Raw genomic sequence first — 24314 nt, 5'->3', positions numbered from 1 at the left:
GCGTCAGTCGAATACGGGCTCGTCCCGGTGCGTGTCCCGCACGGCATAGGCTGTATCCTGAGCCTTCCGCAGCGTCCACCGGATGCGCGTCGCATACTCCATTGCGCGGCCAGAGAGAACGATCTGTTTTGTCGCGCGTGGCTTCAAGCGACCTTTTTCAAGATAAACGCTTGGTTCGACTGACAACTTTCCGATGTTGTCATGGCGGAAAACCCAGATCTCACCGCTTTTCAGCGCCATCGACACCGCAGCACCTCCCAGATCCAGTGCCGCATCAACGTCGGGATGCAGGTGGAAACGGATATCAAAGCCGATCCCTTTGAGGTTCGCCGCGTCCATCGCCCGGTCAAACTGCCGCTTGGCCTTGTCGGTGGCGGTCAGCAGAATATCCTCGCCTACCAATTCACGCCCATCAAAGCGCAGCTCAAGCGTCCGGGCGTGGGTCAGACCGAAGACCTTGGCGTACCCGTCGTGCCCGGCCATGAACCGAGTGCCCTCGAAGGCGTCCTCGAAATCCACCGGCACGTCTTGCGGGCCATCGACCAGCGCCTCATGCGCAGCACCTTTCATCGGCGCGGCAAGGCGGGCGCTGGAATATCCGTCAACGCACAGCGTCGAATGCGAGGGCGTCGCCCGTCCCGCCCGCCGCCAATCCTGCCCGAAGCTGCCGCCCGAACCGCAATTCACGATCAGCGGGCGGCGACCCGAGGTCAGTTCAAACGCAAGGGTCGAAGCATGGGCATTGTACGACGCGGCCCCTTTGGGCGGTGCGCTGGCATCCACCAGAACCGTAGTCCGCGACGCCGCCAACCGCGCAAAACCCATCGACAGGTCCGAATGGTCCTGCGGTTTCACTCCGCTATGGGCCAGCGCCTGATCCAGCCGCCCCTCAAGCCCCCGCCCCCCGCCGTGGAACCGCGCCAGTGCGCCATCCGCATGGCGCAGGTTGCGCAGGGTCGGCGCGATCCGCCGGATCGCCTCGGTCTGGGCCGCAGGCGTGCCGCGCCCCACCTCGCTCAGCGCGGCAGAGGTCCAGGCCAGCAGCGTAAAAACCTCAAGCAATTCCTCGGGGTTTCGGGTCGGGATGCCCCCTTCGGCGTCAATCTGGCGCTGGCATTCACGGGCCAGTGCCTTGAGCGCAGGGTCGGCCATCTGTTCCAGCCCGTCCAGCGCCAGCCCGGCCTGCACCAGACCGCCCAGCGCCTCGAACCGGGGCAGGCCCGGCGTGGCCGCAGCCCAGCGTTTGGACAGGAACCACGTCTGCTGCGCCAGCGACCGGAAGAACAGCTTGCTGTGCGCCTCATCCATCCCGCGCAGCAGGAACAGGGCGTGGTTGATCCAGCGCATCACACGTCGCCCGGTCAGATCGGGGGCCCAACCGGGGCCATGCCCGCGCCCATGCGCCTCGATCCAGCCCCAGACCCAGCGCTGCGCCTTTTCGCGCGCGCGGTAGTCTCCGACGGCGGCCAGATCGTCGAGCCATGCGAATCCGTGGCGCTCATTATCGAAATCGGCGCTGGGGGCGATGACGTCCCAAAGCTCGGTATCTTCGGCCTCGACCAGATAGCCCGCAAACAGCAGGTTGCCGGCGACCAACTGCCGCCCGCGCGCGAATGAGCCGACCGTGCGCGGCTCGGGCTGGCCGACGAAACCGGCGACCGGCTTGCGCCGTTGGCTAAGGCGCGCGTAGAGACGGTTCTGAAACCGTGTCCAGCGATTGGCCATTGGGTCCGAGTTTGACATGACGCTTGCGATTCTGCCCCTTGCGCTCTGCGGGCGCTTGAGCACACGATAGACCGGTCCGTTCGTCAAGTCATCGAAAAGCGTCTCCTCAAGCGGATTTGTTCAGACAGGCGATATAGAACCCGTCCATCCCGCCTGTGTCGGGCCAGTAATCGGGACGCAGGCGCAAGCCGCCTTCTTCGGTGATCCAGGCGCTTTCAATGCCCGCAATATCCAGCGCGGCGCGGTCGGTTTGCATGTCCGAATGCCGTTCCAGCGCCTCTTCGATCTGCACTTCGCCCTCATCGGGCAGCAACGAGCATGTGCAATAAACCAGCCGCCCACCGGGTTTCAGCAAAGACCACGCATGGGCGAGCATCCGCGCCTGAAGATCCATCAGCCCGCCGAATTCCGAGCCGTCCTTGGCAAAGGGCAGGTCCGGGTGGCGGCGAATGGTGCCGGTCGCCGAACAGGGCGCGTCCAGCAGGATGGCGTCGTACTGGCCCTGATGGTCCAGCGCATCACCGGCAATCACGGCGGCCTTCAGGCCCGTGCGCTTCAGGTTCTCATGCACCCGCGCCAGCCGCGCCTCTGAGATATCCAGCGCCGTGACCTCAGCCCCCGCCGCCGCCAGTTGCAGCGTCTTGCCGCCCGGCGCGGCGCAGAGGTCCAGCACCTTTTCCCCCGGCTTCGGGGCCAGAACCTGCACAGGCACAGCCGCCGCGGCATCCTGCACCCACCAATCGCCACGGTCATATCCCGGCAGGGTCGAGACCTGTCCCGCATCCTGCAGCCGGACCGAACCAGTGGGGAGGGTGTCCCCACCCGGGGCCTCGGCCCCCGGTTTCAGCGTCACATCCAAAGGCGCACCGTGGAAATGGGCTTGCTCCATGCCCTTCACCGCATCCTCACCCCACGCCATGATCAGCGGGTCGCGCAGCCATTCCGGCAGGCGAGGTACGCGCATCTTGGGCCATGCTTTGGGCCCATCAGCAGCGATCTTGCGAAGGACCGCGTTCACCAAACCCTTGAGCCGCCCATGCTTTCGTGACCGCCCGATAATCTCGACCATCGCATTGACGACCCCATGAGCCGCCTCGCCATGGCACAGCTCGACCGTGCCCAACCGCAGGGCATTGTGAACCGTCAGCGCGGGCGTCTGTCGCAGGTGATCCGCCAACAGCCGGTCGGCGCGCTCCAGCCCACGCAGGGTTTCAATGGTCAGCCGCTGCGCCCGCGCGCGATCCTCGGGGGCCAGACGATCCAGCGCGCCCGCCGCCAGACACTCGGGCAGCAGCCGCCCCTCGCCCAATATCTGATCCAGCAGATAGATGGCGCTGCGACGCGCGGCGGTTGCGGAATTTGACATGATGCTGGTTGCCCCTGATGACCTTTGCCCGCATTGCCTTGGGCGGACGAGCGCGTATATCAAGGCGCGGAACGGAAAGGAACCCGATGTCATGAATGACGCGCCCAAAGACCTGCCTCCGGCCGCCCAACGCGCCTTGGCTGAGGCCGAAGAGCGCCGCAAGAAGGCCGAGGCCGAGGCGAAAGAACAGCCCAAAGAGCTGGGCGGGCGCGACGGCCCCGACCCGGCCCGCTATGGCGATTGGGAAAAGAAGGGCATCGCCATCGACTTCTAGGCCGCACCCCGCAGCGCCAGCAGGAAATCGTCAATCAAGGCCCGCTGACGTTTCGACCGCACTCGATCTCCGGGCCATGTCAGCCAGTATCCATCTTTGGTCTGCAACTCAGGCAGGTCCAGACGGCTCAGCCGCCCCGTCTGCAGGTTGCCCGCCGCCAACGGCACCGAGCCCAGCACAATCCCCATCCCCTGCCGCGCTGCTGTGATTGCATGGCCCACGGAGTCGAAACTCAGCCGCCCCGTCGGCAAATCCTCGACCCCGGCAACAAGCGCCCAATCCTGCCAGCCGGGGCGTTCTCCGCGCAGGTCAATGAGCGGCGCACCCCATTCGACACCAGGCGCAGCCATCGGGGCCAGTACCTCGGGCGCGATCAGTTTCGCCTCGCGACCAGCCCATGATCCGCGGCCATAGCGTAGCTGCAGCCATGTCCGCTCTTCCTCCAGTGAGGATCGACGGGCCATGGAATCGGTCATCACCCGCACTTTGGGCCGTGCCTCCAGAAACGCGGGCAAGGCGGGCAGGACCAATGCATGGATGTGTGACGACAACCCCGCCACCCGCAGTTCGCGAGGGGATTTGCCGAACAGGTCCTCGGTATTGCGTTCCAAGGCCTGCAGGCTGTCCTGCACCAGCGGCAGATAGCTTTCGCCCTCAATGGTCAGCGATACCCCCCGCGCCTCACGCACGAACAGCGACCGACCCAGCCACGCCTCAAGATTGCCGATCCGCTGGCTGACCGCTGCCTGCGTCAACCCGAACTCGCGCGCGGCGGCGGAAAAGCCGCCCAACCGGCCTGCGGCCTCGAACACGCGTAGCCAATCCAGAGGCGGCAATCCGATCTGTTTCTTAGTCATAAGATTTTCCGAGCCTCAGTCGCAATAAGGATTAATTGTCGTAATGCCATGAACCGCGTATCTCCTCAAGCAAAGCTCGCGCTGAACAGGAGAACCCCAATGCTGCGTCAGGCTACCCATGATTCGTCGGTCGTGACTGTTGAATTCACCGGCGGCACCCGATCCCGCTTTCACGCCATCTGGCTGCGCGACAATGCGCTTGACCCTGAGACCCGCGCGCCGGGCAATGGTCAGCGTCTGATCACCATCGGCGACATCCCTGCCGATACTGTGATCAGCACTGTCGAGATTGCCAATGGCGATCTGCAGGTCACCTTCCAGCCGGAAGACAAGACCGTCACCTTCCCCGCCGACTGGCTGGCCTCGCACAGCTATGACCGCGATCACAATGTGGATATCGGGCGCATCGCCCCCGGCATCACCACATGGGCGCAGGGCATCGAAGCCCCCAGCGGAGATTGGGCGCAGGTCCACGCGGACCCGACCGCCAAGCGCAACTGGCTGGCCGCCGTTGCCGAATACGGTTTTGCCAAGCTGACGGGCGGCCCGACCGAACCGGAATCGCTGCTGCGGGTGGCGGACCTGTTCGGCTATGTACGCGAGACCAACTATGGCCCCTATTTCGAGGTACGCACGGAAGTGAACCCGACCAACCTCGCCTATACCGGGCTGGGGTTGCAGGCCCATACCGACAATCCATATCGCGATCCGGTGCCGACGCTGCAGATCCTCTACTGTCTTGAGAACAGCGCCGAGGGCGGTGACTCCATCGTGGTCGACGGGTTCCGGGCCGCTGAGAAGCTGCGCGATCAGAACCCCGAGGGCTTCGCCCTGCTGGCGGGCTATCCGGCGCGGTTTGAATACAAGGGTTCGGACGGGGTCTGCCTGCGCGCACGCCGCCCGATGATCGAACTGTCCCCTGATGGCGAATTGATCGGCATCCGCTTCAACAACCGCTCCTCGGCCCCCTTTGTAGATGTGCCCTTTGACAAGATGGAGGCCTATTACACCGCCTATCGTCAGTTGGCCGAGGTCATCGACGACCCGGCAATGGGCGTGTCGTTCAAACTGGAACCCGGCGAAAGCTTTATCGTCGACAACACCCGCGTCCTGCACGCCCGTCTTGGGTACTCGGGCGCAGGGTCGCGCTGGCTACAGGGATGTTATGCGGACAAAGACGGGCTGCTGTCCACCCTTGCCGCGATGCAGATGGCGCAACCGGAGGCGGCGGAATGAAACTCGATTTCTCGACCCTGACCCGCGACAACATTGTGGCCTTCATCGGCGATATCTTTACTCGCCGCGGCGGCGAGGAATATCTGGGCGAACCTGTCACCATGGCCCAGCATATGCTGCAGGGTGCCACCATCGCCGAACAGAACGGCATGCCCGAGGAAATCATCGTCGGCGCGCTGCTGCATGACATCGGCCACTTCACCTCGGAATTCGGCACCTACCACCCCGACGACACCGAGGATCGCCACCACGAGGACGCGGGCGCCGAGGTGCTGGAGCTGTTCTTCCCCTCTGTCATCACCGATTGTTGCCGGTACCACGTGGCGGCCAAGCGCTATCTCTGCGCCACCAAGCCCGAATACTTCAACCGCCTGTCCGCCGCCTCGGTCCACACGCTGGAGCTGCAGGGCGGCCCGATGAGCGCCGAAGAAGTCGCCGCCTTCGAGGCCAACCCGAACCTGAAAGAGATCATTCAGGTGCGATATCTGGATGAGGCCGGAAAGCGCGCTGATATGGAAACCCCCGATTTCACTCATTTCGCCCCGATGGTGCAGCGCATGGTCGACAAACATATGGAGGTCGCATGAACGCTCCTGAGTACATCTTTGAAGCCAGCACCAAGCCCTCGCTGCCCTGGCATGAGGCTCCCCTGATCCGGGCCACCGACGAATCCGTCAAGGGCTATGGCTGTCTGGTCGATGACCCCGAAGGCTTCGAGATCGAGATCGCCCGCTGGCCGCAGCAAGGCTGGCGGCCCATCGACGAAGGCACGGGTGACGAAGGCGGCTGGGTCGAAGGCACCTTCCACGGCGAATGGAAGGGCGATGTGCTCTATGGCAGGAACGAGGCGGTCGGCGGCCACTATGTTCTGGGTTGGTCCACCGACCCGCAGCAGGCGCAGGCGGACCGGCAAACCGCGCCGCGCGATCAGGTCTTGCTGTGGCACATGAATTATCACCCCGATGGCGGTCAGATGTTCTGGCCGTTGGACAACAAACCCTTCATCATCCCCGCCGCCCTGCCCGGCGATAACCTGACACCCGACAAGGTGGTCGCCTTCTGGTGTGATGGCTCCAAAGGCCTCTATATCCATCCCGGCATTTGGCACGAGGGGATTTTCCCGGTCGAAGACACCCAGCGGTTCCTTGATCGTCAGGGCGCAGTTCATGCTCGTGTCAGTGCCGATATCGGGCAGGAGTTCGGTGTCTACCTCGCCTGCCCGCTGCGCGCGGATAAGATCAAGGACCTGTAAGGACACACCCTTAGGGGCGTATTTTCAGATTCCCTTAACCTTTGCCGCAAACATCTGCGATACTCTCCTTGGGCGTGTGCGATGGAGGCAAAGATGGCATTGAACCGACGGAAACTGGTCCAACTGGGAACCGCAGCCACGGCAAGCGCGGTGCTGCCGCGAATTACCCTTGGCGCAACCGGCAACAATGACGCGTTCGAGGCTCAGTTTACCGACACGCTTGATCGCTTGCGCGCGGCCTATGCCGCGCTTGGTTTCGCCGAAGCCCCGCCTCTGTCAATCGCCACCGGTGATGCGAACTATAACGGCGGCCTGCGGCACGACTTTGATCAGGATGCTCTGCCGACGAACGCTTTCATCATCCAACCTCTGGCCCGTGTCGGCGATATCGACGAAAGAACCCGCCCCGATATCCTGCCTCTGTTTCACGAGGTCGGCTGCCATCCGGGCGGAACGGTCACGGGCCGAGAGACGACCCAGCTGATGCTGCAGCTCCTGACCGAGACCTTCGGCCTCGACCCCATCCGCATCGCCTTTGTCAGCGTTCCGCAGGCGAACGATATGCGCCCCGTGCTGGACGGCCTGAACCTACCGTTTGCCGAAAAGGTCCTGCTGCGCGACGAGGCCGAGGCGCTGGCCGCCCGCGACGCCTCGGGCTTTTTCTTTCCCGACCCGTTGGGTGAGGATTATCTGGTGACAATGGGCGTCTACTACCGCGTCGGCGATCGGATGGAGCCCGCGCCCACCGCCTATCCCCCCTCGGCCAACTGGACCGAGATCGGAGAGATCATTATCGGCGGTGAGGTCGCACCATTGGGTATATCAATCGGAGCAGAGCGGCTGACCTATACGCTGACGGGGCAGTTCCCGACATGGGACGAACGCTTGGGCGCGCTGTTTGCGCAGGTTGAACAGGACGGTGCGGAACCACCCGGTCTAGCTGCGTTTCGGTAGTATAATTTCAAGAGGGGTATGAGGGTGTTTATTTGCTGACTTTGTTCTTAATTATGTTTGGGTTCGTGTTCATCATGGCCCTCACATCTTGGGCCGCAATGATTTTTCTGACTTCGGTTTTTCCGATATTCAAATTTAAGGACGAATTTGTCGAGTTCTGGATCAGAACAAGAGGCGCACCACCATCACGCAAGCGATTGCTTCTGAACGCTCATGGAGCATGTAATATTTGGTTCAGGACTGAAATATGTGACGATCTGAACGTGCCCAATGGCATACGGATCATCCCGAATGCCAACTACTTCCATTTTTTTGTGATACAGTTTGTTTCGCTTTTCGCAGCGGTGGTATTTTGGATCGTGATGTTCTTACTTTATGTTCTTGCGCGCGCTTACATCTACCCCTAGCCCCTACAGCCCCAACACATCCACCATGTCATACTGACCCGGAGCTTTCCCCTGCCCCCAAAGCGCCGCCTTGAGCGCACCGCGGGCAAAGATCTCGCGGTCGGTGGCCAGATGGCGCAGGACGATGCGCTCTCCGGGCGCGGCGAACAAGACATCGTGTTCGCCCACGATGTCACCGCCGCGAATGGCGTGAAAGCCGATATTGCCGCGCTGGCGCGCGCCGGTGATACCGTCGCGGCCCCGATCAGACACATCCGCCAGATTGACCCCGCGCCCCTCGGCAGCGGCCTCACCCAGCATCAAGGCGGTGCCCGAGGGCGCATCGACCTTGTGGTGGTGGTGGCCTTCGATCACCTCGATGTCGAAATCTTCGTCCAGCGCGGCGGCAACCTTTTTGGTCAGTTGCACCAGCAGGTTGACGCCAAGGCTCATGTTGCCCGCCCGCACGATCACCGCATGGCGCGCGGCAGGCTCCAGCGCGGCGATCTGTTCGTCCGTCATGCCGGTGGTTCCGATCACATGCACACAGCGTGCTTGAGCAGCCAGCGCGGCGAACTCCAAAGTGGCCTCGGGCGCGGTGAAATCGATCACAGCCTGCGCCTGCGCAAAGGCCTCCAGCGGATCATCGGTCACGGTCACGCCCAGCGCGGGGCCACCCATCGCCGTGCCCACATCCTGACCGATCCAGTCATGCCCCTTGCGCTCGACCACACCGACCAGACGCGCCTGATCGCTGTCAGTCACAGTCTTGATCAGCATCTGCCCCATACGGCCCGAAGCCCCTGTGATGACGATGCCCGGAATATGGGTCATTGCTGTGTTCCCTTGTTGCAGTCGGCTCAAAGCCTCCTACCCCGTTCGCGCCCGCTTGGCAAAGCCCCGCTTTGCGCTTAGATCGGGGATTATGGCAAAGAACAAATTCCACGATGGCCCCGGCCCGTCCCAACGGCAACTGCGCGTCGGCGAACTGATCCGCCGCACCCTGTCCGAGGTTCTGGCGCGCGGAGATGTCCACGACCCCGACCTGAACCGTATGTCGATCACCGTGGGCGAGGTGCGCACCTCTCCCGATCTGAAGATCGCCACCGCCTATGTGCTGCCTTTGGGCGGCAAGGGGCAGGAGGATGTGATCGAACTGCTGGCCCGCAACAAGGGAGAGCTGCGGCGCGTGATCGGCAAGAAGCTGAACCTGAAATTCTCACCCGATCTGCGGTTTCGGCTAGATGACACGTTCGACCGTCTGGATGACACCCGCCGCATGTTCGAGCAGGACGCGGTGCGCCGCGATCTGGACGAGTGATCCGGGCATTTGTCACGATAGGCGCAGTCCTGTGGGCCACGCAGGCTGGCGCGGTGACCTGCGAGAAAGTCACCCATGAGGACAAGCGTTATACCGTCTGCGAGGCGGACGCGTCCGAAGACCTGCGCCTGTTTCTGAACGATGCGGACGGCGATGTGCTTGGGCATTTTTCTTCGGTCAACGAGGCTCTGGCCGCACAGGGCAAACGTCTGGCCTTTGCGATGAATGCGGGCATGTATCACGACGACCGCTCGCCCGTCGGTCATTATGTCGAGAACGGGCAGGAACAGATGCGCGTCATCTCGAACCCCGGCCCCGGTAATTTCGGCCTGCTGCCCAACGGTGTGTTCTGTATCCGCGAGGGTCGGGCGGACGTGTTCGAGACATTGGACTATATCGACCAAGCCCCCGATTGCCGTTTCGCCACCCAATCGGGTCCGATGCTAGTAATCGATGGGGAATTGCACCCACGCTTTCTGCCCGACTCGACATCGCTCTTTATCCGCAACGGGGTTGGCACCAGTGCCGATGGCACCCGCGCGGTGTTTGCGATTTCGGATGACTATGTCACCTTCCACGAATTCGGCAGGCTGTTTCGCGATGTGCTGCAAACGCCGAATGCGCTGTTCTTCGATGGTAATATCTCGCGGATGTATGAGCGGGCCAGCAATCGCTCGGATATCGGTTTCTCGCTGGGGCCGATCGTGGGTGTGGTCGAAGACGCACCCTGAAATTGACAGCGCCTGAGCGATCCGCTAACTCGCGCGCCTTGGCAAGATTCTGGGTGTTACATGGGACGCAAACGCAAGGGCCGCGACATTTCCGGTTGGCTGGTCGTGGACAAGCCTGCGGGCATGACCTCGACCGCCGTGGTCAACAAGGTTCGCTGGGCGATGGACGCAAAGAAGGCGGGCCATGCGGGCACTCTGGACCCAGAGGCGACGGGCGTTCTGGCTGTGGCTTTGGGTGAGGCGACCAAGACGGTTCCCTATATCACCGATGCCCTGAAAGCCTACACCTTCACCGTGCGTCTGGGTCAGGCCACCAACACCGACGATGCCGAGGGCGAGGTGATCGCCTCCAGCGAAATGCGGCCCTCGGATGAGGATATCAAACAGGCGCTCAGCCCATTTCTGGGTGAGATCATGCAGGTCCCGCCCAAGTTTTCCGCCGTGAAGATCGACGGCCAGCGCGCCTATAAACTGGCCCGCGATGGCGAGGACGTGGAACTGTCGGCCCGTCCTTTGTGGGTCGAGGAGTTGATCCTTGTCGACCGTCCCGACGCCGATCATGTGGTGCTGGAGATGACATGCGGCAAGGGCGGCTATGTGCGGTCCATCGCCCGTGATCTGGGTGCGGCGCTGGGCTGTCATGGCCACGTCAAAGAACTCCGCCGCATCTGGTCCGGCCCGTTCGAGGTCGAGGATGGTCTGAGCATCGAACAGATCGACGAAATGGCCAAGACCACCGCTTTGGATGACCATCTGCACCCGCTGGAAACCGGTCTGTCGGACCTGCCCGAGTTGAAATGCACCGCTGAAGGCGCCACCCGCCTGCGCAACGGGAACCCTGGCATGGTGCTGGCCTCGGACGTGGAATATGGCGATGAGGCCTGGGCCTCATTCGATGGCAAGGCTGTAGCCGTGGGCATCTACAAATCCGGTGAATTGCATCCCAGCCGGGTGTTCGCCGCCTGACCCGCGTGATAGGCGATAAGGCATGATCACCCGAACGCATACCAAGGGCGACGCGCCCTCGACCGCCGTCTATTCCGATTGCGAGAAGTATCGCTATAGCCTGACCCGTGTCTGGGACCCTGCGGGGCGGAAAGCGCTGTTTGTGATGCTGAACCCCTCGACCGCGACCGAAGTGCAGAACGACCCCACGGTCGAACGCTGCGAACGCCGCGCACGGGCGCTGGGGTTCGGGGCGTTTCAGGTCACGAACATCTTCGCCTGGCGCGACACCGATCCGCGCAAGATGCGTGCCGCCGCCGACCCGGTCGGCCCCGCCAACGACGCGGCCATTCTGGACGGCGTCAAATGGGCCGATCAGGTCATCGCCGCCTGGGGTACCCATGGCGCGCATCTGGATCGCGGCCCGGCGGTTGAAAGCCTGCTGCGGGACACCGGGCAGCCGCTGTTCCATCTGGGGCTGACCAAGGACGGGCATCCGAAACACCCGCTTTATATCGCCTATACCCAACAACCCCAGCCCTGGTGACAAAGGGTTAACCACGCCCCCAACTTGGCTTTGACCAAGCACCTGACAACATGAGACATTTCACACTCGGAGCATTCTGCGAGCGGAGGGGTGTCATGTTTCTGATCGGCTTGTTTGGACTGGCTGCCGTTGGCGGCGCGGCCTATGCGATGGGGGATATTCTTGCCCCGGTGGACGAGGACGACGATGACCACATCGAAGAGATGCCCGATGAGGATCTGCCCGAAGGTAACCTGCTGGATCCGGACGAAAACATCGACGAACCGGCTGACCCCGAAGAGGTCGGAACGGGTGAAGTGATCTCGGACCACGAGGGCGACCTGATCATTGCAGGCAGCGAGGGCACCGACGCGCTGACTGGTCAGGATGGCGACGATCAGATCAACGGATATGGGGACGATGACCTGATTGATGGCGGTGCGGGGCATGATGTTTTGCATGGCGGTGAGGGCGATGACATCGTGGCCGGCAACGCGGGGAATGACCTGCTGCACGGCGAGGCGGGCGCAGATGAACTGCTGGGCCAGTCGGGGGATGACACGCTCTATGGTCATTTCGGCGCTGATCATCTGTCGGGCGGCGAAGGGGACGATCACCTTTTCGGTGGGCAAGATGACGACAGGCTTGACGGCGGTGACGGCGACGACGCGTTGCAGGGCGGCAAGGGTGCGGATTATCTAGCGGGCGGCGCAGGCGAGGACGCGCTGTTCGGGGGCGATGGCGATGACATTCTGACCGGCGACGATGGTGAGGGCGAGGAGGCGCGTGATTTCCTCAACGGCGGCGCGGGGGATGATGTTCTGCTGGCCCATGGCGGTGATGTGGTGACGGGCGGAGGCGGTGAGGACGACGTCGTCATCCAGACCGAACCGGCACAGGACAGCGTCACGATCATGGATTTCCAGCTGGGGCAGGACAAGCTTCTCGTCACATGGGAAGGGCCCGGAGAACCGGATATCGAGATCGAAAAAGATAGCGAAAATAGCGACTTGACCCATGTGAGCCTGAACGGGGAGCACATCGCTCGGCTGCATGGGGTCGATGGCCTGACCATCGAGGATATTCAACTGGTGACCGAAGCGCACCTGGCCCAGCTAACCGCCACCGGCTGAGCGGGTAGAAACCCTTTGCCATCCGCACCAAAAGCGCCTATACGCGCCCATCCGCATCGGAATCGGTGCGGTTTTCTCCATGGGCCTGCGCTGGACGACATCCCGGCCTGCGCCATCAACTCTAACCTTTAAAGGAGACCCCGATGTCGATTACTGCCGCTGAAAAAGCACGCGTCATGAAAGAATTCGCAACCAAGGACGGCGACACCGGTTCGCCTGAAGTTCAGGTTGCCATCCTGACCTCGCGTATCACCACCCTGACCGAGCACTTCAAGACCCACAAGAAAGACAACCACGGTCGCCGTGGTCTGCTGAAGATGGTGGCCCAGCGCCGCAAGCTGCTGGACTATCTGAAGGGCAAGGAAGAGGCCCGGTACCAGGACCTGATCAAAAAGCTGGGCATCCGCCGCTAAGCGCGTTTTGTCCGGATTGTACACGCTCTGAGAGCCGCTTTGTGCAATTTGTACGTTTTTACGCCCGCCATTTTGGCGGGCGTTTTTCGTTTTCTGGGGTCCCGGTTTCATAAACCCAGCGGCGACCGGTGCCCACACATTGCGCGCGCAACGGCGTTAACCTTTCATTAACGATTGCCCTGCCACCATCGGGTGCTATCCATTACTCAAGTGTTGATTTCGGGACATTGATTTTATGAAGCTTAACAGATTCCTGTGTACCCTGCTGGTGGCCGGGGCGGGGCAGATCGCGTCGGCACAATCGGAACCCACGCCCGAACCGGGGCCGAACCTGACGCGGCAGACGATGGAGCGGATCACCCTGAACCCGAACGCCTTCACGGAAGAGGCGATCCGGCAGCTGTTCCACTACTCCCCCGATGGAGAGCTGACCCGAGACGCCATCGCGGTGCACGAGGCGATGCAGACAGCGCGGCAGCGGGCCAACGCTTTGGGTCGCGTGTTGGCGTTCGATCTGGATGGCGACATGGAGGTCTCGACAGCTGAGGTCGAGCGGCAGCTGCCCTATCTGAACCAAGGACAGTCGGTGGCGCTGCAGACCCTGCTGGCAACCGCAGATCGCAACCGCGACGGCAGTTTGTCGCTGACCGAGCTTTGGCAAGACGCGATGTCGCGCGAAGCGCGGATGCGGCCGGACCGGAAACGGATGGAAGAGCTTTTGCAATTTGACGCCAATCAGGACGGCAAGGTCACCCCGGATGAAATCGCGCAGACCGTCGAAAAGATCACAGCCAGTGAAGTGTCACCGAACGTCACCCCTCCGAAATCCCTGCGCCAACCCGTCGCCGGACGGGTGTGCGACTTTCCCGAACCTTCGGCAGAGGCCGAAATCCTGCTGCTCGGCGGGTATGAGGGCTATGCCGTTTCCAACATGGCGATGTCAGGGCTGGACCGAGAGACCTCGGCGGCGGTGATCCATATCGAAGAGGGCGATGCGCCGCTTTATATCCTTGCGACGGCATTCGACTCGATCGTCTGGAAAATCACCGGCGACACGGACCGGGTGGAACGGTTTGTTGTGCCGGCCACCGCGCGGGGTGTCGGCGTTGCCGGGCTTGCGCCCGAGGTCGTTCATTTCGAACCCGGGCGCAACTGTTTGCCCAAGTATTTCAAGGACCGCGACTCGGGCGAAGCGATCGCCGCCAAAGGACGGGTCTCGTCCAAGCTGAAGCGCAGCGTGGATCATATGTTCGGGGCCTATACGCTGGGAGAGATTCACCTGCCCTCGGGCGCACATAAGGGCATCACGGGCGGCGGCGCCATGGCGAACGGGCTGACCATCATCAAGAACAACCGGCGTTACCTTGTGACCGATGACGGAGTGCAGGTGCTGGACCCACCCAAGGACCAACAGGTTGGCGATCTGGAGCGCAAACTGCAGAAGCTGCTGTTGCGTTATTACAGAGGGGGGATTCTGGAATTTGACGAGGGCGAGGTTGTGGCCTCACATCAAGCCCAGCCCTATGACGTGCTGCCGCAACAGGCGGGATTGCTGCAACTGGCCCGGCAAGGCGCGCTGAGCCAGACGCCGGATGGCTATTTCAAGATCGACAAGCCGATCCCGCGATTCCCGGCGGGTCTGAACGGTGGGCATTCGGTTCGCTTCATCCTGTCGACCGGCGTGCCGATGCCGGGTGGTTCACCGGGGCACTCGACCGTGATCCGCGAGGAAGACGGAACCTGCGTCGCGGGGCACAGGTGCCCCTGAGCCGGAGGGCTCAGTCCGGGTGGGCGCGCTCATACTCCATACGCGCGGTTTTGACCTGATCCATCTGCTCGTGCGACCAGTAGACCAGCGGCTTGAGCAGGCCCAGCAGGTTACGGCCCAAAGGCGTCAACGCATAGGACACCGCGACAGGCGGGCCGGGATCGACGGTGCGGGTCAGATAGCCGTCGCGCTGCAACCCGCGCAGGTTTTCGGTCAGCACCCGCTGTGTCACATCCCCGATACAGCGCTTGATCTCTCCGAACCGTTTCGGTTCGTCCTCAAGCGCCAGAATGATGATCATCCGCCATTTGCCGGTGACGTTCGACAGAACAGACCGGATTGAGCAGTTTGACGCTTCGGCCTTGCTGTTGACGCCGATGGGAAGCATGGGGACCTCTGGTTCAATATGGATACCTGCAGCGATCATAATACTATTGGTCAACGACGCAAAGCATTGTTTTACATGGCAGTATCCTGAAAGTAACTACGTGATTTTAAAGTGCGTAATTGTAATGCGGTGCGTTTTTAATACTTACTATCACCACAACACGAATCATCAGGAATTGACCCATGACCCCCAAAGAGCTTGTCCTCGCCCTGTTCTCGGCCGCCTTTGTCGAGCATGACCCCGAAGCCGCGCGCCAGATGGTGAGCGCCGATTACATCCAGCACAATCCGCAGGTTGCGACCGGGGCCGACGGGCTGATGGGTCTGATCCCGCTGGTCGCACAGTCGGGCATGACTGCCACGACCCACCGCGTGATCACCGAAGGTGATATGGTCGTGCTGCACAACACCTATGACAATGCGGATGCGTTCGGGGCCTCTTCGCTGGCGGCGTTTGACATCTTCCGCGTGGATGACGGGAAGGTTGTCGAACATTGGGACAACCTGCAGCCCATCCCCGAAACCACCGCATCGGGGCGCGGCATGACGGACGGGCCCGCCGAGATCACCGATCTGGACAAGACGCAGGACAACAAGGCGCTGGTGCTGGGCTTTGTGCGCGATGTGCTGGGCGGTGCCGCGCCCGAGAATGTCGCGAATTACATGGACCCCGAGGTTTACATGCAGCACAACCCCTCGATCGAGGACGGGCTGTCGGGCCTGATGGCCGCGATCGAGGCCTTTGCGGCGCAGGGCATGGTCATCACCAAGTTCGAGCCTCAGTTCGCGGTGGCCGAGGGCAATTTCGTCTTTGTGGCGACGGACGCGATCATGGGCGGTGAGCCTTGGGCCTTCTTCGATCTGTGGCGGGTCGAGGACGGTAAAATCGTCGAGCATTGGGATGTCGTCTCGCCCATTCCGGCCGAAATGGCGCATGGGAACGGCAAGTTCTGAGGTTTCGACAATTGCCTGCCCTGTCTGGCACGGCAGGCAATTGTCGGCTCGGATCAAACAAGCCCTAACACGGCAGATTCGGGAAGGTCGCAAAGCGCGTCAGCGGACGCCCATCATGGCGGTTCAGATCATACATATAGGTCGGTCTGTTCTGTTGAAATGCCAGCAACGCGGCCCGCTCGTCCGAGCCGCATAGAGTCTTGCGGAGCTGTCGATAAAGCTGGCCGTCTGCCCCGTATCTGGATCCGTCGCGGATGCGGATCATCTCGGGCGTGTTCTTTGCGCTAAACGTGAAGTTGATAATGCCGTCTCTGTATTCAACACCGTCAAAACGAGAGACCCGTGCCGGTACAATCAGGTCGACGTTATTGACGATATCCGAATAGGCGCGCGCCACGGCAGATGCATGGGCCTCGTTGTTTGTCAGCCAGTCTTTCATTTTCCGGTACTGCATTAGGCGCGGTGCGTCACGTGTTGGCACACCCTTGCGGGGCCAGCTTTCCTGCCCCCCGCCGATTTCGACGATTGAGTCTCGGGTCAATTCGAATGCGAATATCTCAACCGTTGACGGGTTTTCGTCGACAACAAAAACACATGCCATGAACTGATCATCCGGCTGGGCGATTTCGATTGCCCAAATGCGAATTTCGGCAATGCAGCGTTCTCGGGGGTAGTCGATGGGCTGATGGTTTCTGTTCGCCCAGATCACACCAATGACCGCAGTTTTTGCTACAGAGATATCATAAACGCGCGGCGCTCCGGGCTGTTCCTCATCCAGAAACCTGCAAACGATATATTCTCTGTATCCGGTCCTATAGCGGACCGAGGATGCCAGATTTTCCCCATTTATCGTTTGCAGACAGGTATTGCCCAGAACCGGGGAAACCTGCGGATTGTTTGCGATGTCTGGCCGCCAGTTGGCAAGCCAAAGCGGGCCGAAGCCATCGTGAAACCTGTCATAGTCCGAGGGGTATTGTATCTCAAAAACGGTTTCCGCACCCTCGGGATCACCAAAGATCAGCCTCGCATCAAGCTGCCCCGGATAGCTGTGGCCCTCTGTCGGCGCGATATTGGCCGAGGCTGTCAGCATGTGATCGGCCCGGGCGGTGCGACCGATAACGCCGGAAGTGTATTGCTGATACAGCTCGAAGAGGCCCGTGGTCGATACCGTACCGGTCATCATGAGAAGAGAGAGTCCCATGAGACCGAGCGGAACCAGAAGCTGCACGATTTTCTTAATACGCATCCCAAAACAGCCGGCTTTGTCTAATCAATGGTTTATCTGTGAAACCCTGCCATGGAATTCGCAAGAAAAAACGCCCGCCGGTCCGGCGGGCGCTTCGCGTCTCAGGGCTTCAGGCCTACATCTTGGCCCGTTCCGATTTCAGCGCCAGCCACAGGCAGTAGCACATCATCAGAACCACCAGCGTGAAGGGGATGCCGGTCGAGACCGCGGCCCCCTGCAACGCGGCGAGGCCGCCTCCCAGCAGCAGCGCGATGGCTACCAGACCTTCCAGCGTGCACCAGAACACGCGCTGGACCACCGGCGCGTCCATCTTGCCGCCTGCCGTGATCGTGTCGATCACCAGCGAGCCGGAATCGGACGAGGTGACAAAGAACACCACGATCAGCACCAGCGCGATGGGCGCGACGATGCCGTAAAGCGGCAGTTCCTTCAGGAAGCCGAATAGCGCGCCTTCGGGGGCATAGCTGTCGATCACGGTGGCGCGGACGCCCTCGGCTCCGCCTGCGTTCAGCATGTCGATGGCGGCACCGCCGAAGGTCGACATCCACAGCGCGCAGACCGCCGTCGGGGCCAGCAGGGCGCAGGTCACGAATTCACGCACGGTGCGGCCCTTGGAGATACGGGCGATGAACATGCCCACAAACGGCGACCATGCGATCCACCAGGCCCAGTAGAAGGTTGTCCAGCCGTGGAAGTAACTGGTGTCTTCACGCCCGAACGGGTTCGACAGCGCAGGCAGGTGCAGCACATAATCCGTCATCACGTTGAAGTAGCGCGCGATGGCGGTGCCGACCCCGGTGACGGCGATCACGAACACAAACAGGCCGACGGCCATGATCATGTTGATCTCGCTCAGCCGTTTGACGCCCGCATCCATGCCCAGCAGGACCGAGCCCAGCGCGATCAGGGTGATGCCGATGATCAGCAGGACGACGACTGTGGGGCTGGGCTCGATGCCGAACACCTCATAAAGCCCGGCGGCAACCTGCTGCGCGCCCAGACCCAGCGATGTGGTCAGACCGAACAGCGTGGCAAAGACCGCCAGCGTGTCGATCATATGGCCCCACCAGCCCCAGACCCGTTCGCCCAGGATCGGATAGAAGGCCGAGCGCAGAGTCAGCGGCAGGCCGAGGTTATAGGCAAAGATCGCAAGGCTCAGGCCCACGGCGGCATAGACCGCCCAGCCTTCGAGCCCCCAATGGTGGATGGTCCCGACGATGCCTGCATATTCATTGCCCGGCACCGCGATATCGATGCCCAGCGGCGCGGCGTTGCCGCCTTCTGCGAAGTTGTAATAGACCGGCTCCATCACGCCGAAGAACAGCAGCCCGATGCCGATACCGGCAGCGAACATCATCGCGATCCAACCGGCATAGGAATAGTCGGGCTTAGCGTCTTTGCCGCCGATCCGCACCTTGCCCACCGGCAGGATGATCAGCGCCAGACAGAATAAGGTGATCGCATCGACCGACAGGACCAGGAACCAGTCAAAGGTGCTGGTCAGCCAGGGCCGGAGCCAGCCAAAGAAGGTGGCCGCGGCCTCCTGATTGGCGAGTGCGATCAGGACGAACGCAAAGATCAGGATGCTTGAGATCAAAAAGACCGGGTTGTGGATGTCCAGACCGAAAGGCCGGACGTTATCCTGCCCAAGCTCATATTCGGTCTCGAAGTCATAAATCCGGGGATCCGGATCCAGCATTTTCTTGGTTTGTGCCATTCGTCTGCCCTTCTGTTCGCTAAGTGCAAACGCCAAGGTATTCGACCAGCGGACGGAGAGGAGAGTGTTGTCCCTTGGCGCATTTCCGTCATTTCGACCGCGGGTTTCGTGATAACAGCCTATACGCACATCAAAATTTCACCAAACGCATTCATGTTAACGAATAACTAAAAGAGGAAACGCACACTCCGTAGTGTGCGTTTCCTGTTCGTTTCCGGCAGCCTTATAAGCGCGTGCTCTATTGCGACATGCCACCTTCGCTGCTGACTTGTTCTTGCACATGGCTCTCGTTACCAACCGCAGCACCACGCGGCGGGAAATCGGCAAAGCTGGCCAGATGGGCCTGCACCAGGCGCGCGGCAGGTCCGAAGGCCCACATCTTGTTGCCCATCCAGCGGGTATACATGCCGGATTCCTCGGCCGCCTTTTCGTAAGGATCGCGGCGCAAGTTGAACAGCAAGGGCGCGTTCAGTTCTTCCTTGGGACCGGCCCAGCCTTTTTCCTGAATGGTGAAATGTGCTTTCCAGTCGTTATAGCGGATCGCCTGCAGGTCGGTGCCCTCGTAATAGACGATTTCCTTACGGTTGCTCGGCGTTTCGCCGGTCAGGTAGGATAGCTGGTTGTAGCCGTCCAGATGCACCCGATAGCCCTCATACCCCTTGAGCAGATCGGCGGGCAGGTCCTGAGAGCCTCCGGCGGCGGCCACCAGCGTGGGCATCCAGTCCATCCCGTCGAACACACCGTTCAGCACCTGCCCCTCAGCGATTTTGCCGGGCCAGCGGATGATGGCGGGGACGCGAAAACCGCCTTCCCATGTGGTGCCTTTTTCGCCGTGAAAAGGCGTGGTGCCGCCGTCAGGCCAAGTCATGGTTTCGGGGCCGTTATCCGAGGTGAAGATGACGATGGTGTTGTCGGCGATGCCCAGCTTTTCGAGATGATCGGTGACCTTGCCGACATTGTCGTCCAGTTCCTTCATCACCACGTCCTGCAAACCGCGCCCATCGCCCAGCATCGCCTCGTATTCGGGGCTGAGATGGGTCCAGACATGGGCGCGCGCGGGCGCCATCCAGACGAAGAAGGGTGTTTCACTGTCCACGGCGCGGTTGATGAAATCGATGGTATGGGCGGTGACCTCATCATCCAGCGTTTTCTGACGTTCGGGCGGGGCGGGGCCATCGTCGATGATGCGTTGCTTGCCCACAGGCCCCCAGCGCGGATCGACGGTTTCATCGACCGTATCCGTAGCAAACGCATGGATGATAATGCGCGGTCCGAACTGTGCGGCAAATTCGGGATCATCCGGCCAGTCAGGGTCAGATGTGTATTCCATCGCATTGAGATGGTAGAGCCAGCCCCAGTATTCGTCGAACCCCTTGGCGGTGGGAAGAAATTTGTTCAGATCGCCCAGATGGTTCTTGCCGAACTGGCCGGTGGTGTAGCCCATCGATTTCAGAATGTTCGCCAGCGTCGGGTCTTTCTCGTCCAAGCCAACGGGATCGCCGGGCAGGCCAACGGTATGCATCCCCGTCCGCACCGGAAACTGACCGGTGATAAAGGCCGAGCGCCCGGCGGTGCAGCTGGGCTGCGCGTAGTAATCCGTCAGCCGGGCGCCCTCGGCGGCCAGCTGATCCAGATTGGGGGTCTGGATGCTTTTGACACCCTGATGATAGCTGCCGAGGCTGGCCCATCCCACGTCATCGGCCATGATGACAAGGATGTTGGGCCGTTCCGTCTGAGCCAGGGCAGCACCTGCAACCGACCAGAGGGCGGCGGCGAGGCCCGCGGTTAACGCTTTGATCTGAAACACGTCTGTCGAACTCCTCAATATGATGGGGCGGGTCTGTAATCATCACGTCCTAGCGGCTGCGCCTGTCGCCTCGCAACGTGGGTTTACATTCTTGCAGTTTCTGAAACTTAATGCGCAGAACCTGAAACCAGAGGGACGTCATGCTGAGCGAAAAGACCCTGACCGCCCTATTGCATCTGGCCGAGACCGGCAGCTTTCACGAGGCCGCCCGCCGGATGGGCGTTTCGGATGCCTCGCTGTCGCGCTATGTCTCGATGGCCGAGACGCAGGTGGGCTTTACCCTGTTCGACCGCAAGCGCGGCAATTCCGGTCTGACCCGCGAGGGGCGCGCCTTCCTGCCGGTGGCCCGGAAACTGCAGGCCGATATGCGGGCCTGTTCCGACCAGATCGCGCGCATACGGTCCGAAACCAGTCGGACGCTGCACATCGGATGCGGGCCGCTGACGCCGCGCACCCTGATCCGGCCCGCGATGCAGGCCGCGCTGAGCAAGTGCCCCGGCCTGCGCTTTCGCGTCGACGTCAGCGCCCGTCAGGCCCCGATTGAAATGTTGGAAAGCGGCGAGATCGACATCTATGTCGGCGATCTGACCCACACCCCCGAGACCGAGAATGTCGAGTTGATGATGTTCGCAAAACGCGCGGTTGTGTTCGCCGCCCATGTCGCGCACCCGTTGCACGAGGCAGACGTTGTGACGCTGGAGTCTCTGTTTACGCACCCGTTCGCCTCGCCTCATTTACACAAGCACTGGAGGGCGGCCATCACACAGGCCTTGGGTGGAACCGACGAGGCCGCAGCACGGGTGCAGGCGCTGCCGCAAATCGAAAGCGACGATTATGCTTTTCTGAACGCCTTGCTGACAGATGCTGCTTTTGTGGTCGGCGGTATGCCTGAGACATTTCAGGAACTGGTCGCGGCAGGCTCGGTCAAGCTGATCGAGACCTGTCCGCAGATCACGTGGAACATCTGCGCAGCCCGAAAAGCAGAAGGCACAGCGCCCGCCGTTGATGTGATGTGGCAGGCGCTTGCGGCTATCAAGGATGTGGACTGACTGGCGAGAGACGTAGGCAGATGTTATTCACCCAAACGGTTGACTGAAGTAGAGATAGGGTATAATTCATCCAAATGGTTGAACGAGAGAGTCGTCCTGACCTGAGCGCCATACTCAAGGCCGCATCCGACCCGACCCGCCGCGCGATCCTGACGATGCTGGCGCAGCAGGGGCCGCTGCGGGTGACCGATATCGCGCAACGGTTCGAGATGAGCCTGAACTCGGTCTCGAAGCACATCAAAGTGCTTGAGAATGCCGGGCTGGTGCAGCGTCGGACGGAATGGCGCGAGCATCTGATCGAGGTTCAGATGGCCCCCTTGTCAGCCGTGGATGACTGGTTCGCCGGGCTGCGTTCGATCTGGGCGCTTCGGCTGGACGCCCTGGAAACTGCTTTGGAGGACCCCGACGATGACGGAACTGTCCCTTGAAATCACCCGCGCCATCCCGCACCCGCCGGAAAAGGTGTTCGATGCGTGGCTGGACCCGGCGATGCTGGCGAAATTCATGCTGCCGGGGCCGAATATGTCCGTGCCCGAGGCGCAATCCGACGCCAAGGTCGGCGGCCGGTTCAAGATCATCATGCGCGCGCCCGAGGCCGGGGACCTGCCGCATGAGGGCGAATACAAGGTGATCGACCGGCCCAACCGGCTGCAATTCACATGGAACTCGCCCTACAGTCAGGACGATTCCACCGTGACGCTGGATTTCACCCCCACCGAAAAAGGCACCGAGCTGCGGCTGCACCACATCCGCTTCCCCTCGCAGGAGAGCCGCGACAATCACGAGGGCGGCTGGACCCGTATCCTCGAGACGCTGGAGGGCGCGTTGTGATCAACTGGCTGGCCCTTGGCGCTGGGGTGATCGCGGCATTTCTGCTGGGATGGCTGGTCTATGGCCCGGTCGGGTTCCAGAAACGCTGGGCCGAGGGCACGCGGATCGATCCGATCCCGCCGGATACCCCGCCTTTGCCGCAGATGGCGGCGCAGATCGTGTTCCTGATCCTGCTGGCTGCGGTGATCGCGGTGTCCGAGACGACCAACAGTCTGGGTCTGGCGGTGCTGGCCATATTGGCGGTCGCGGCACAGGCGGCCTCGGTCGGGGCGTGGGCGCAGAAAAGCGGTTTCGCCATCGCGGTCGATGCGGGCTATGCGCTGGGCTGTGGCGTGGTGATGATCCTGGCACACGCGCTGCTATAAGGCGTTTTGCATTCCATCTGAGGTAAACCCATCGAAATGCGCGCCGATCGCAGAGAGAGGGGTATTGTCCATGCAGAGCAAACGCAAAGCGATCCGAGTTCAGTCTGACTGAACCGCGCCGCCGGTCTTGTTGTGGCCCGCGGCGCGGATGCGCGCCAGCAGGCTGCGGCGGGCGGTTTCTGCGTCCTCGGCGCTGCCCAGATCATCGATCCCGGTCGCCATCAGCCGGAAGGTGGCGCGCATCGGCACCAGCCCATCGACAACCCGGATGGCCTGTTCGGACGGGTCGATGGTCAGCGTCCCGGTGACCCGCACCGGCACATGGGTATAGGCCGGGGTCCAGTCATCTGTCAGCTGGATACGGACCATCTGATTGGGCGGCGGCGGCGGCGTATGGCTGCACATGCCGCGTTCTGGCACCAGATAGGCTGTGGGATGCCCGTCCGCATCCGCCGGAGCGGGGATGGCAAAGCCGGTCAGCGTGACGGTCTGACCGTCCAGCCCCGGATTTCCGGCGGAATGGGCCTGTGTCCGGCGCGCCGAAACCGTTTCCCGCTGCGACAGCAACCACGGGATGTCGATACCGTCGGCGGCCAGCGCATCCTCGGTCGCGGTCAGCAATTCCTGCCAGGTCAGTCGCTCCTCGGGGGTGCCGTGGCCCTGCTGCAGGCGGCGCTGCAGGCGCAGAACAAGGATCAGATCGTCGAATTGCGCCGGGCTGAGGGCGCGGAACGGATCGTCGAACTGCTGCATTGCCGGGTCGGGCAGATCGGACCAGTCGACCACCGGCGGGGCGGCCTGCGCGGTTCCGCTGATCAGCACCAGCGCCAGCATAGTCCGCAACCAGAGTGTCATTCCGCATCCCCTTTCCGCCCGAACTGTAAGAGAGATTGCCCATCGCCGTCCATAGCCCGCCGATCACAACCCACCCGTGCAGTTTCGCTTTCCTTCCCGCGCATTCTCATGTATGCGCGCGCTATCTGAGACGTTGTGCCCTGACCCCGGCACTCGAATGGAAGATAAAGTGGGGTCGGCGGCAATGGGGCCGCCATGCAAACCGGAGACCCGCAG

Annotated in this window: 26 protein-coding genes; 17 read left to right on the top strand and 9 right to left on the bottom strand. The window is 61.8% G+C overall.

Translation table 11 applies throughout. The features are described from left to right. Positions 1-3: 3 nt before the first annotated feature. Complete coding sequence (locus ACR1XV_RS08825) at positions 4-1743, bottom strand: heparinase II/III family protein (protein ID WP_480530360.1); 1740 nt, start codon at positions 1741-1743, stop codon at positions 4-6. An 88-nt stretch (positions 1744-1831) separates the two neighbouring features. Further along, complete coding sequence (locus tag ACR1XV_RS08820; RefSeq protein WP_480530358.1) at positions 1832-3091, bottom strand: RsmB/NOP family class I SAM-dependent RNA methyltransferase; 1260 nt, start codon at positions 3089-3091, stop codon at positions 1832-1834. Positions 3092-3182: 91 nt separating this feature from the next. Here ACR1XV_RS08820 and ACR1XV_RS08815 point away from each other — a divergent pair, with 91 nt between their 5' ends. After that, positions 3183-3365, top strand: coding sequence for a DUF1674 domain-containing protein (locus ACR1XV_RS08815; RefSeq protein ID WP_480530684.1), 183 nt, complete (start codon positions 3183-3185; stop codon positions 3363-3365). On the opposite strand, the gene ACR1XV_RS08810 is transcribed toward ACR1XV_RS08815, so the two are convergent. Then, the gene (locus ACR1XV_RS08810) at positions 3362-4222 is read right to left on the bottom strand and encodes a LysR family transcriptional regulator (RefSeq protein WP_480530356.1); all 861 of its coding nucleotides are present in this window, start codon (positions 4220-4222) and stop codon (positions 3362-3364) included. The two genes, ACR1XV_RS08815 and ACR1XV_RS08810, sit on opposite strands and share 4 nt — an antisense overlap. A 99-nt stretch (positions 4223-4321) precedes the next feature. Between ACR1XV_RS08810 and tmpA the strand changes: the two genes are divergently transcribed. The 4 genes from tmpA to ACR1XV_RS08790 all read left to right on the top strand — a co-directional run bounded on the left by tmpA (position 4322) and on the right by ACR1XV_RS08790 (position 7664). Then, entirely contained in the window at positions 4322-5458 is a 1137-nt protein-coding gene (tmpA, locus tag ACR1XV_RS08805) for a 2-trimethylaminoethylphosphonate dioxygenase (protein WP_480530354.1), read from the top strand. Further along, positions 5455-6045 (top strand): (R)-1-hydroxy-2-trimethylaminoethylphosphonate oxygenase, encoded by a 591-nt coding sequence (gene tmpB, locus ACR1XV_RS08800; protein ID WP_480530352.1) that lies wholly within the window; start codon positions 5455-5457, stop codon positions 6043-6045. Before tmpA ends, tmpB begins: the two co-directional genes overlap by 4 nt. Then, complete coding sequence (locus ACR1XV_RS08795) at positions 6042-6710, top strand: ureidoglycolate lyase (protein WP_480530350.1); 669 nt, start codon at positions 6042-6044, stop codon at positions 6708-6710. The genes tmpB and ACR1XV_RS08795 overlap by 4 nt, the downstream gene beginning before the upstream one ends. 93 nt (positions 6711-6803) lie before the next feature. Continuing rightward, positions 6804-7664 carry a hypothetical protein gene (locus tag ACR1XV_RS08790; RefSeq protein WP_480530348.1) on the top strand — a complete coding sequence of 287 codons (861 nt, stop codon included), beginning with the start codon at positions 6804-6806 and terminating at the stop codon, positions 7662-7664. Positions 7665-8074: 410 nt separating this feature from the next. Here ACR1XV_RS08790 and dapB read toward each other — a convergent pair whose 3' ends face one another. Next, on the bottom strand, positions 8075-8884 hold the full coding sequence (gene dapB, locus ACR1XV_RS08785) for a 4-hydroxy-tetrahydrodipicolinate reductase (protein WP_480530346.1): 810 nt from the start codon (positions 8882-8884) through the stop codon (positions 8075-8077). 91 nt (positions 8885-8975) lie between these two features. Here dapB and rbfA point away from each other — a divergent pair, with 91 nt between their 5' ends. The 7 genes from rbfA to ACR1XV_RS08750 all read left to right on the top strand — a co-directional run bounded on the left by rbfA (position 8976) and on the right by ACR1XV_RS08750 (position 14887). After that, positions 8976-9371: a 30S ribosome-binding factor RbfA gene (gene rbfA / locus ACR1XV_RS08780; RefSeq protein WP_170453633.1), complete on the top strand. Its 396-nt coding sequence runs from the start codon at positions 8976-8978 to the stop codon at positions 9369-9371. Next, positions 9368-10102 carry a phosphodiester glycosidase family protein gene (locus ACR1XV_RS08775; RefSeq protein WP_480530344.1) on the top strand — a complete coding sequence of 245 codons (735 nt, stop codon included), beginning with the start codon at positions 9368-9370 and terminating at the stop codon, positions 10100-10102. Before rbfA ends, ACR1XV_RS08775 begins: the two co-directional genes overlap by 4 nt. 60 nt (positions 10103-10162) lie before the next feature. Beyond that, positions 10163-11068 (top strand): tRNA pseudouridine(55) synthase TruB, encoded by a 906-nt coding sequence (gene truB / locus ACR1XV_RS08770; protein WP_480530342.1) that lies wholly within the window; start codon positions 10163-10165, stop codon positions 11066-11068. Between the two features lie 22 nt (positions 11069-11090). Beyond that, positions 11091-11594, top strand: coding sequence for a DUF1643 domain-containing protein (locus tag ACR1XV_RS08765; protein ID WP_480530340.1), 504 nt, complete (start codon positions 11091-11093; stop codon positions 11592-11594). A 95-nt stretch (positions 11595-11689) separates the two neighbouring features. After that, entirely contained in the window at positions 11690-12706 is a 1017-nt protein-coding gene (locus ACR1XV_RS08760) for a calcium-binding protein (protein ID WP_480530338.1), read from the top strand. A 143-nt stretch (positions 12707-12849) separates the two neighbouring features. Next, positions 12850-13119, top strand: a complete 270-nt coding sequence (gene rpsO, locus ACR1XV_RS08755) for a 30S ribosomal protein S15 (protein WP_008757925.1) — start codon at positions 12850-12852, stop codon at positions 13117-13119. Between the two features lie 235 nt (positions 13120-13354). Further along, complete coding sequence (locus ACR1XV_RS08750; RefSeq protein WP_480530336.1) at positions 13355-14887, top strand: EF-hand domain-containing protein; 1533 nt, start codon at positions 13355-13357, stop codon at positions 14885-14887. Positions 14888-14897: 10 nt separating this feature from the next. Here the strand turns inward: ACR1XV_RS08750 and ACR1XV_RS08745 are convergent, their stop codons facing one another. Beyond that, positions 14898-15275 carry a winged helix-turn-helix transcriptional regulator gene (locus ACR1XV_RS08745; protein WP_480530334.1) on the bottom strand — a complete coding sequence of 126 codons (378 nt, stop codon included), beginning with the start codon at positions 15273-15275 and terminating at the stop codon, positions 14898-14900. Between the two features lie 182 nt (positions 15276-15457). On the opposite strand from ACR1XV_RS08745, the gene ACR1XV_RS08740 reads away from it, so the two are divergent. Then, positions 15458-16228, top strand: coding sequence for a nuclear transport factor 2 family protein (locus ACR1XV_RS08740; protein WP_480530332.1), 771 nt, complete (start codon positions 15458-15460; stop codon positions 16226-16228). 64 nt (positions 16229-16292) lie between these two features. Here ACR1XV_RS08740 and ACR1XV_RS08735 read toward each other — a convergent pair whose 3' ends face one another. From ACR1XV_RS08735 to ACR1XV_RS08725, 3 genes are all read right to left on the bottom strand, one after another. Further along, positions 16293-17408 carry a hypothetical protein gene (locus ACR1XV_RS08735; RefSeq protein WP_480530330.1) on the bottom strand — a complete coding sequence of 372 codons (1116 nt, stop codon included), beginning with the start codon at positions 17406-17408 and terminating at the stop codon, positions 16293-16295. Between the two features lie 181 nt (positions 17409-17589). Further along, entirely contained in the window at positions 17590-19191 is a 1602-nt protein-coding gene (locus tag ACR1XV_RS08730) for a BCCT family transporter (protein WP_480530328.1), read from the bottom strand. 238 nt (positions 19192-19429) lie between these two features. Continuing rightward, the gene (locus ACR1XV_RS08725; protein WP_480530326.1) at positions 19430-20998 is read right to left on the bottom strand and encodes an arylsulfatase; all 1569 of its coding nucleotides are present in this window, start codon (positions 20996-20998) and stop codon (positions 19430-19432) included. Positions 20999-21138: 140 nt separating this feature from the next. Between ACR1XV_RS08725 and ACR1XV_RS08720 the strand changes: the two genes are divergently transcribed. From ACR1XV_RS08720 to ACR1XV_RS08705, 4 genes are all read left to right on the top strand, one after another. Continuing rightward, positions 21139-22047 (top strand): LysR family transcriptional regulator, encoded by a 909-nt coding sequence (locus ACR1XV_RS08720; RefSeq protein WP_480530324.1) that lies wholly within the window; start codon positions 21139-21141, stop codon positions 22045-22047. A 74-nt stretch (positions 22048-22121) separates the two neighbouring features. Next, positions 22122-22475: an ArsR/SmtB family transcription factor gene (locus ACR1XV_RS08715; protein ID WP_480530322.1), complete on the top strand. Its 354-nt coding sequence runs from the start codon at positions 22122-22124 to the stop codon at positions 22473-22475. Beyond that, on the top strand, positions 22456-22878 hold the full coding sequence (locus ACR1XV_RS08710) for an SRPBCC family protein (protein ID WP_480530320.1): 423 nt from the start codon (positions 22456-22458) through the stop codon (positions 22876-22878). Before ACR1XV_RS08715 ends, ACR1XV_RS08710 begins: the two co-directional genes overlap by 20 nt. Continuing rightward, complete coding sequence (locus ACR1XV_RS08705) at positions 22875-23243, top strand: DUF1761 family protein (RefSeq protein WP_480530318.1); 369 nt, start codon at positions 22875-22877, stop codon at positions 23241-23243. The genes ACR1XV_RS08710 and ACR1XV_RS08705 overlap by 4 nt, the downstream gene beginning before the upstream one ends. Positions 23244-23342: 99 nt before the next feature. Here ACR1XV_RS08705 and ACR1XV_RS08700 read toward each other — a convergent pair whose 3' ends face one another. Continuing rightward, on the bottom strand, positions 23343-24098 hold the full coding sequence (locus ACR1XV_RS08700; protein ID WP_480530316.1) for a DUF3299 domain-containing protein: 756 nt from the start codon (positions 24096-24098) through the stop codon (positions 23343-23345). Between the last annotated feature and the right edge of the window lie 216 nt (positions 24099-24314).

The organism is Ruegeria sp. AD2(2025), assembly GCF_056542385.1.
Note: the sequence above shows the minus strand (reverse complement) of the source record. Positions and strands in the feature narration are given on the sequence as shown.

What these genes read in the sequence shown, in the direction of transcription:
- tmpA (WP_480530354.1), top strand. Translation starts at nt 4,322, where the DNA reads ATGCTGCGTCAGGCTACCCATGATTCGTCGGTCGTGACTGTTGAATTC.
- ACR1XV_RS08760 (WP_480530338.1), top strand. Translation starts at nt 11,690, where the DNA reads ATGTTTCTGATCGGCTTGTTTGGACTGGCTGCCGTTGGCGGCGCGGCC.
- ACR1XV_RS08795 (WP_480530350.1), top strand. Translation starts at nt 6,042, where the DNA reads ATGAACGCTCCTGAGTACATCTTTGAAGCCAGCACCAAGCCCTCGCTG.
- ACR1XV_RS08745 (WP_480530334.1), bottom strand. Translation starts at nt 15,275, where the DNA reads ATGCTTCCCATCGGCGTCAACAGCAAGGCCGAAGCGTCAAACTGCTCA.
- ACR1XV_RS08810 (WP_480530356.1), bottom strand. Translation starts at nt 4,222, where the DNA reads ATGACTAAGAAACAGATCGGATTGCCGCCTCTGGATTGGCTACGCGTG.
- ACR1XV_RS08740 (WP_480530332.1), top strand. Translation starts at nt 15,458, where the DNA reads ATGACCCCCAAAGAGCTTGTCCTCGCCCTGTTCTCGGCCGCCTTTGTC.
- truB (WP_480530342.1), top strand. Translation starts at nt 10,163, where the DNA reads ATGGGACGCAAACGCAAGGGCCGCGACATTTCCGGTTGGCTGGTCGTG.
- ACR1XV_RS08815 (WP_480530684.1), top strand. Translation starts at nt 3,183, where the DNA reads ATGAATGACGCGCCCAAAGACCTGCCTCCGGCCGCCCAACGCGCCTTG.
- ACR1XV_RS08715 (WP_480530322.1), top strand. Translation starts at nt 22,122, where the DNA reads ATGGTTGAACGAGAGAGTCGTCCTGACCTGAGCGCCATACTCAAGGCC.
- ACR1XV_RS08820 (WP_480530358.1), bottom strand. Translation starts at nt 3,091, where the DNA reads ATGTCAAATTCCGCAACCGCCGCGCGTCGCAGCGCCATCTATCTGCTG.
- rpsO (WP_008757925.1), top strand. Translation starts at nt 12,850, where the DNA reads ATGTCGATTACTGCCGCTGAAAAAGCACGCGTCATGAAAGAATTCGCA.
- ACR1XV_RS08720 (WP_480530324.1), top strand. Translation starts at nt 21,139, where the DNA reads ATGCTGAGCGAAAAGACCCTGACCGCCCTATTGCATCTGGCCGAGACC.
- ACR1XV_RS08825 (WP_480530360.1), bottom strand. Translation starts at nt 1,743, where the DNA reads ATGTCAAACTCGGACCCAATGGCCAATCGCTGGACACGGTTTCAGAAC.
- dapB (WP_480530346.1), bottom strand. Translation starts at nt 8,884, where the DNA reads ATGACCCATATTCCGGGCATCGTCATCACAGGGGCTTCGGGCCGTATG.
- ACR1XV_RS08790 (WP_480530348.1), top strand. Translation starts at nt 6,804, where the DNA reads ATGGCATTGAACCGACGGAAACTGGTCCAACTGGGAACCGCAGCCACG.
- ACR1XV_RS08710 (WP_480530320.1), top strand. Translation starts at nt 22,456, where the DNA reads ATGACGGAACTGTCCCTTGAAATCACCCGCGCCATCCCGCACCCGCCG.
- ACR1XV_RS08765 (WP_480530340.1), top strand. Translation starts at nt 11,091, where the DNA reads ATGATCACCCGAACGCATACCAAGGGCGACGCGCCCTCGACCGCCGTC.
- ACR1XV_RS08700 (WP_480530316.1), bottom strand. Translation starts at nt 24,098, where the DNA reads ATGACACTCTGGTTGCGGACTATGCTGGCGCTGGTGCTGATCAGCGGA.
- rbfA (WP_170453633.1), top strand. Translation starts at nt 8,976, where the DNA reads ATGGCAAAGAACAAATTCCACGATGGCCCCGGCCCGTCCCAACGGCAA.
- ACR1XV_RS08735 (WP_480530330.1), bottom strand. Translation starts at nt 17,408, where the DNA reads ATGACCGGTACGGTATCGACCACGGGCCTCTTCGAGCTGTATCAGCAA.
- tmpB (WP_480530352.1), top strand. Translation starts at nt 5,455, where the DNA reads ATGAAACTCGATTTCTCGACCCTGACCCGCGACAACATTGTGGCCTTC.
- ACR1XV_RS08730 (WP_480530328.1), bottom strand. Translation starts at nt 19,191, where the DNA reads ATGGCACAAACCAAGAAAATGCTGGATCCGGATCCCCGGATTTATGAC.
- ACR1XV_RS08750 (WP_480530336.1), top strand. Translation starts at nt 13,355, where the DNA reads ATGAAGCTTAACAGATTCCTGTGTACCCTGCTGGTGGCCGGGGCGGGG.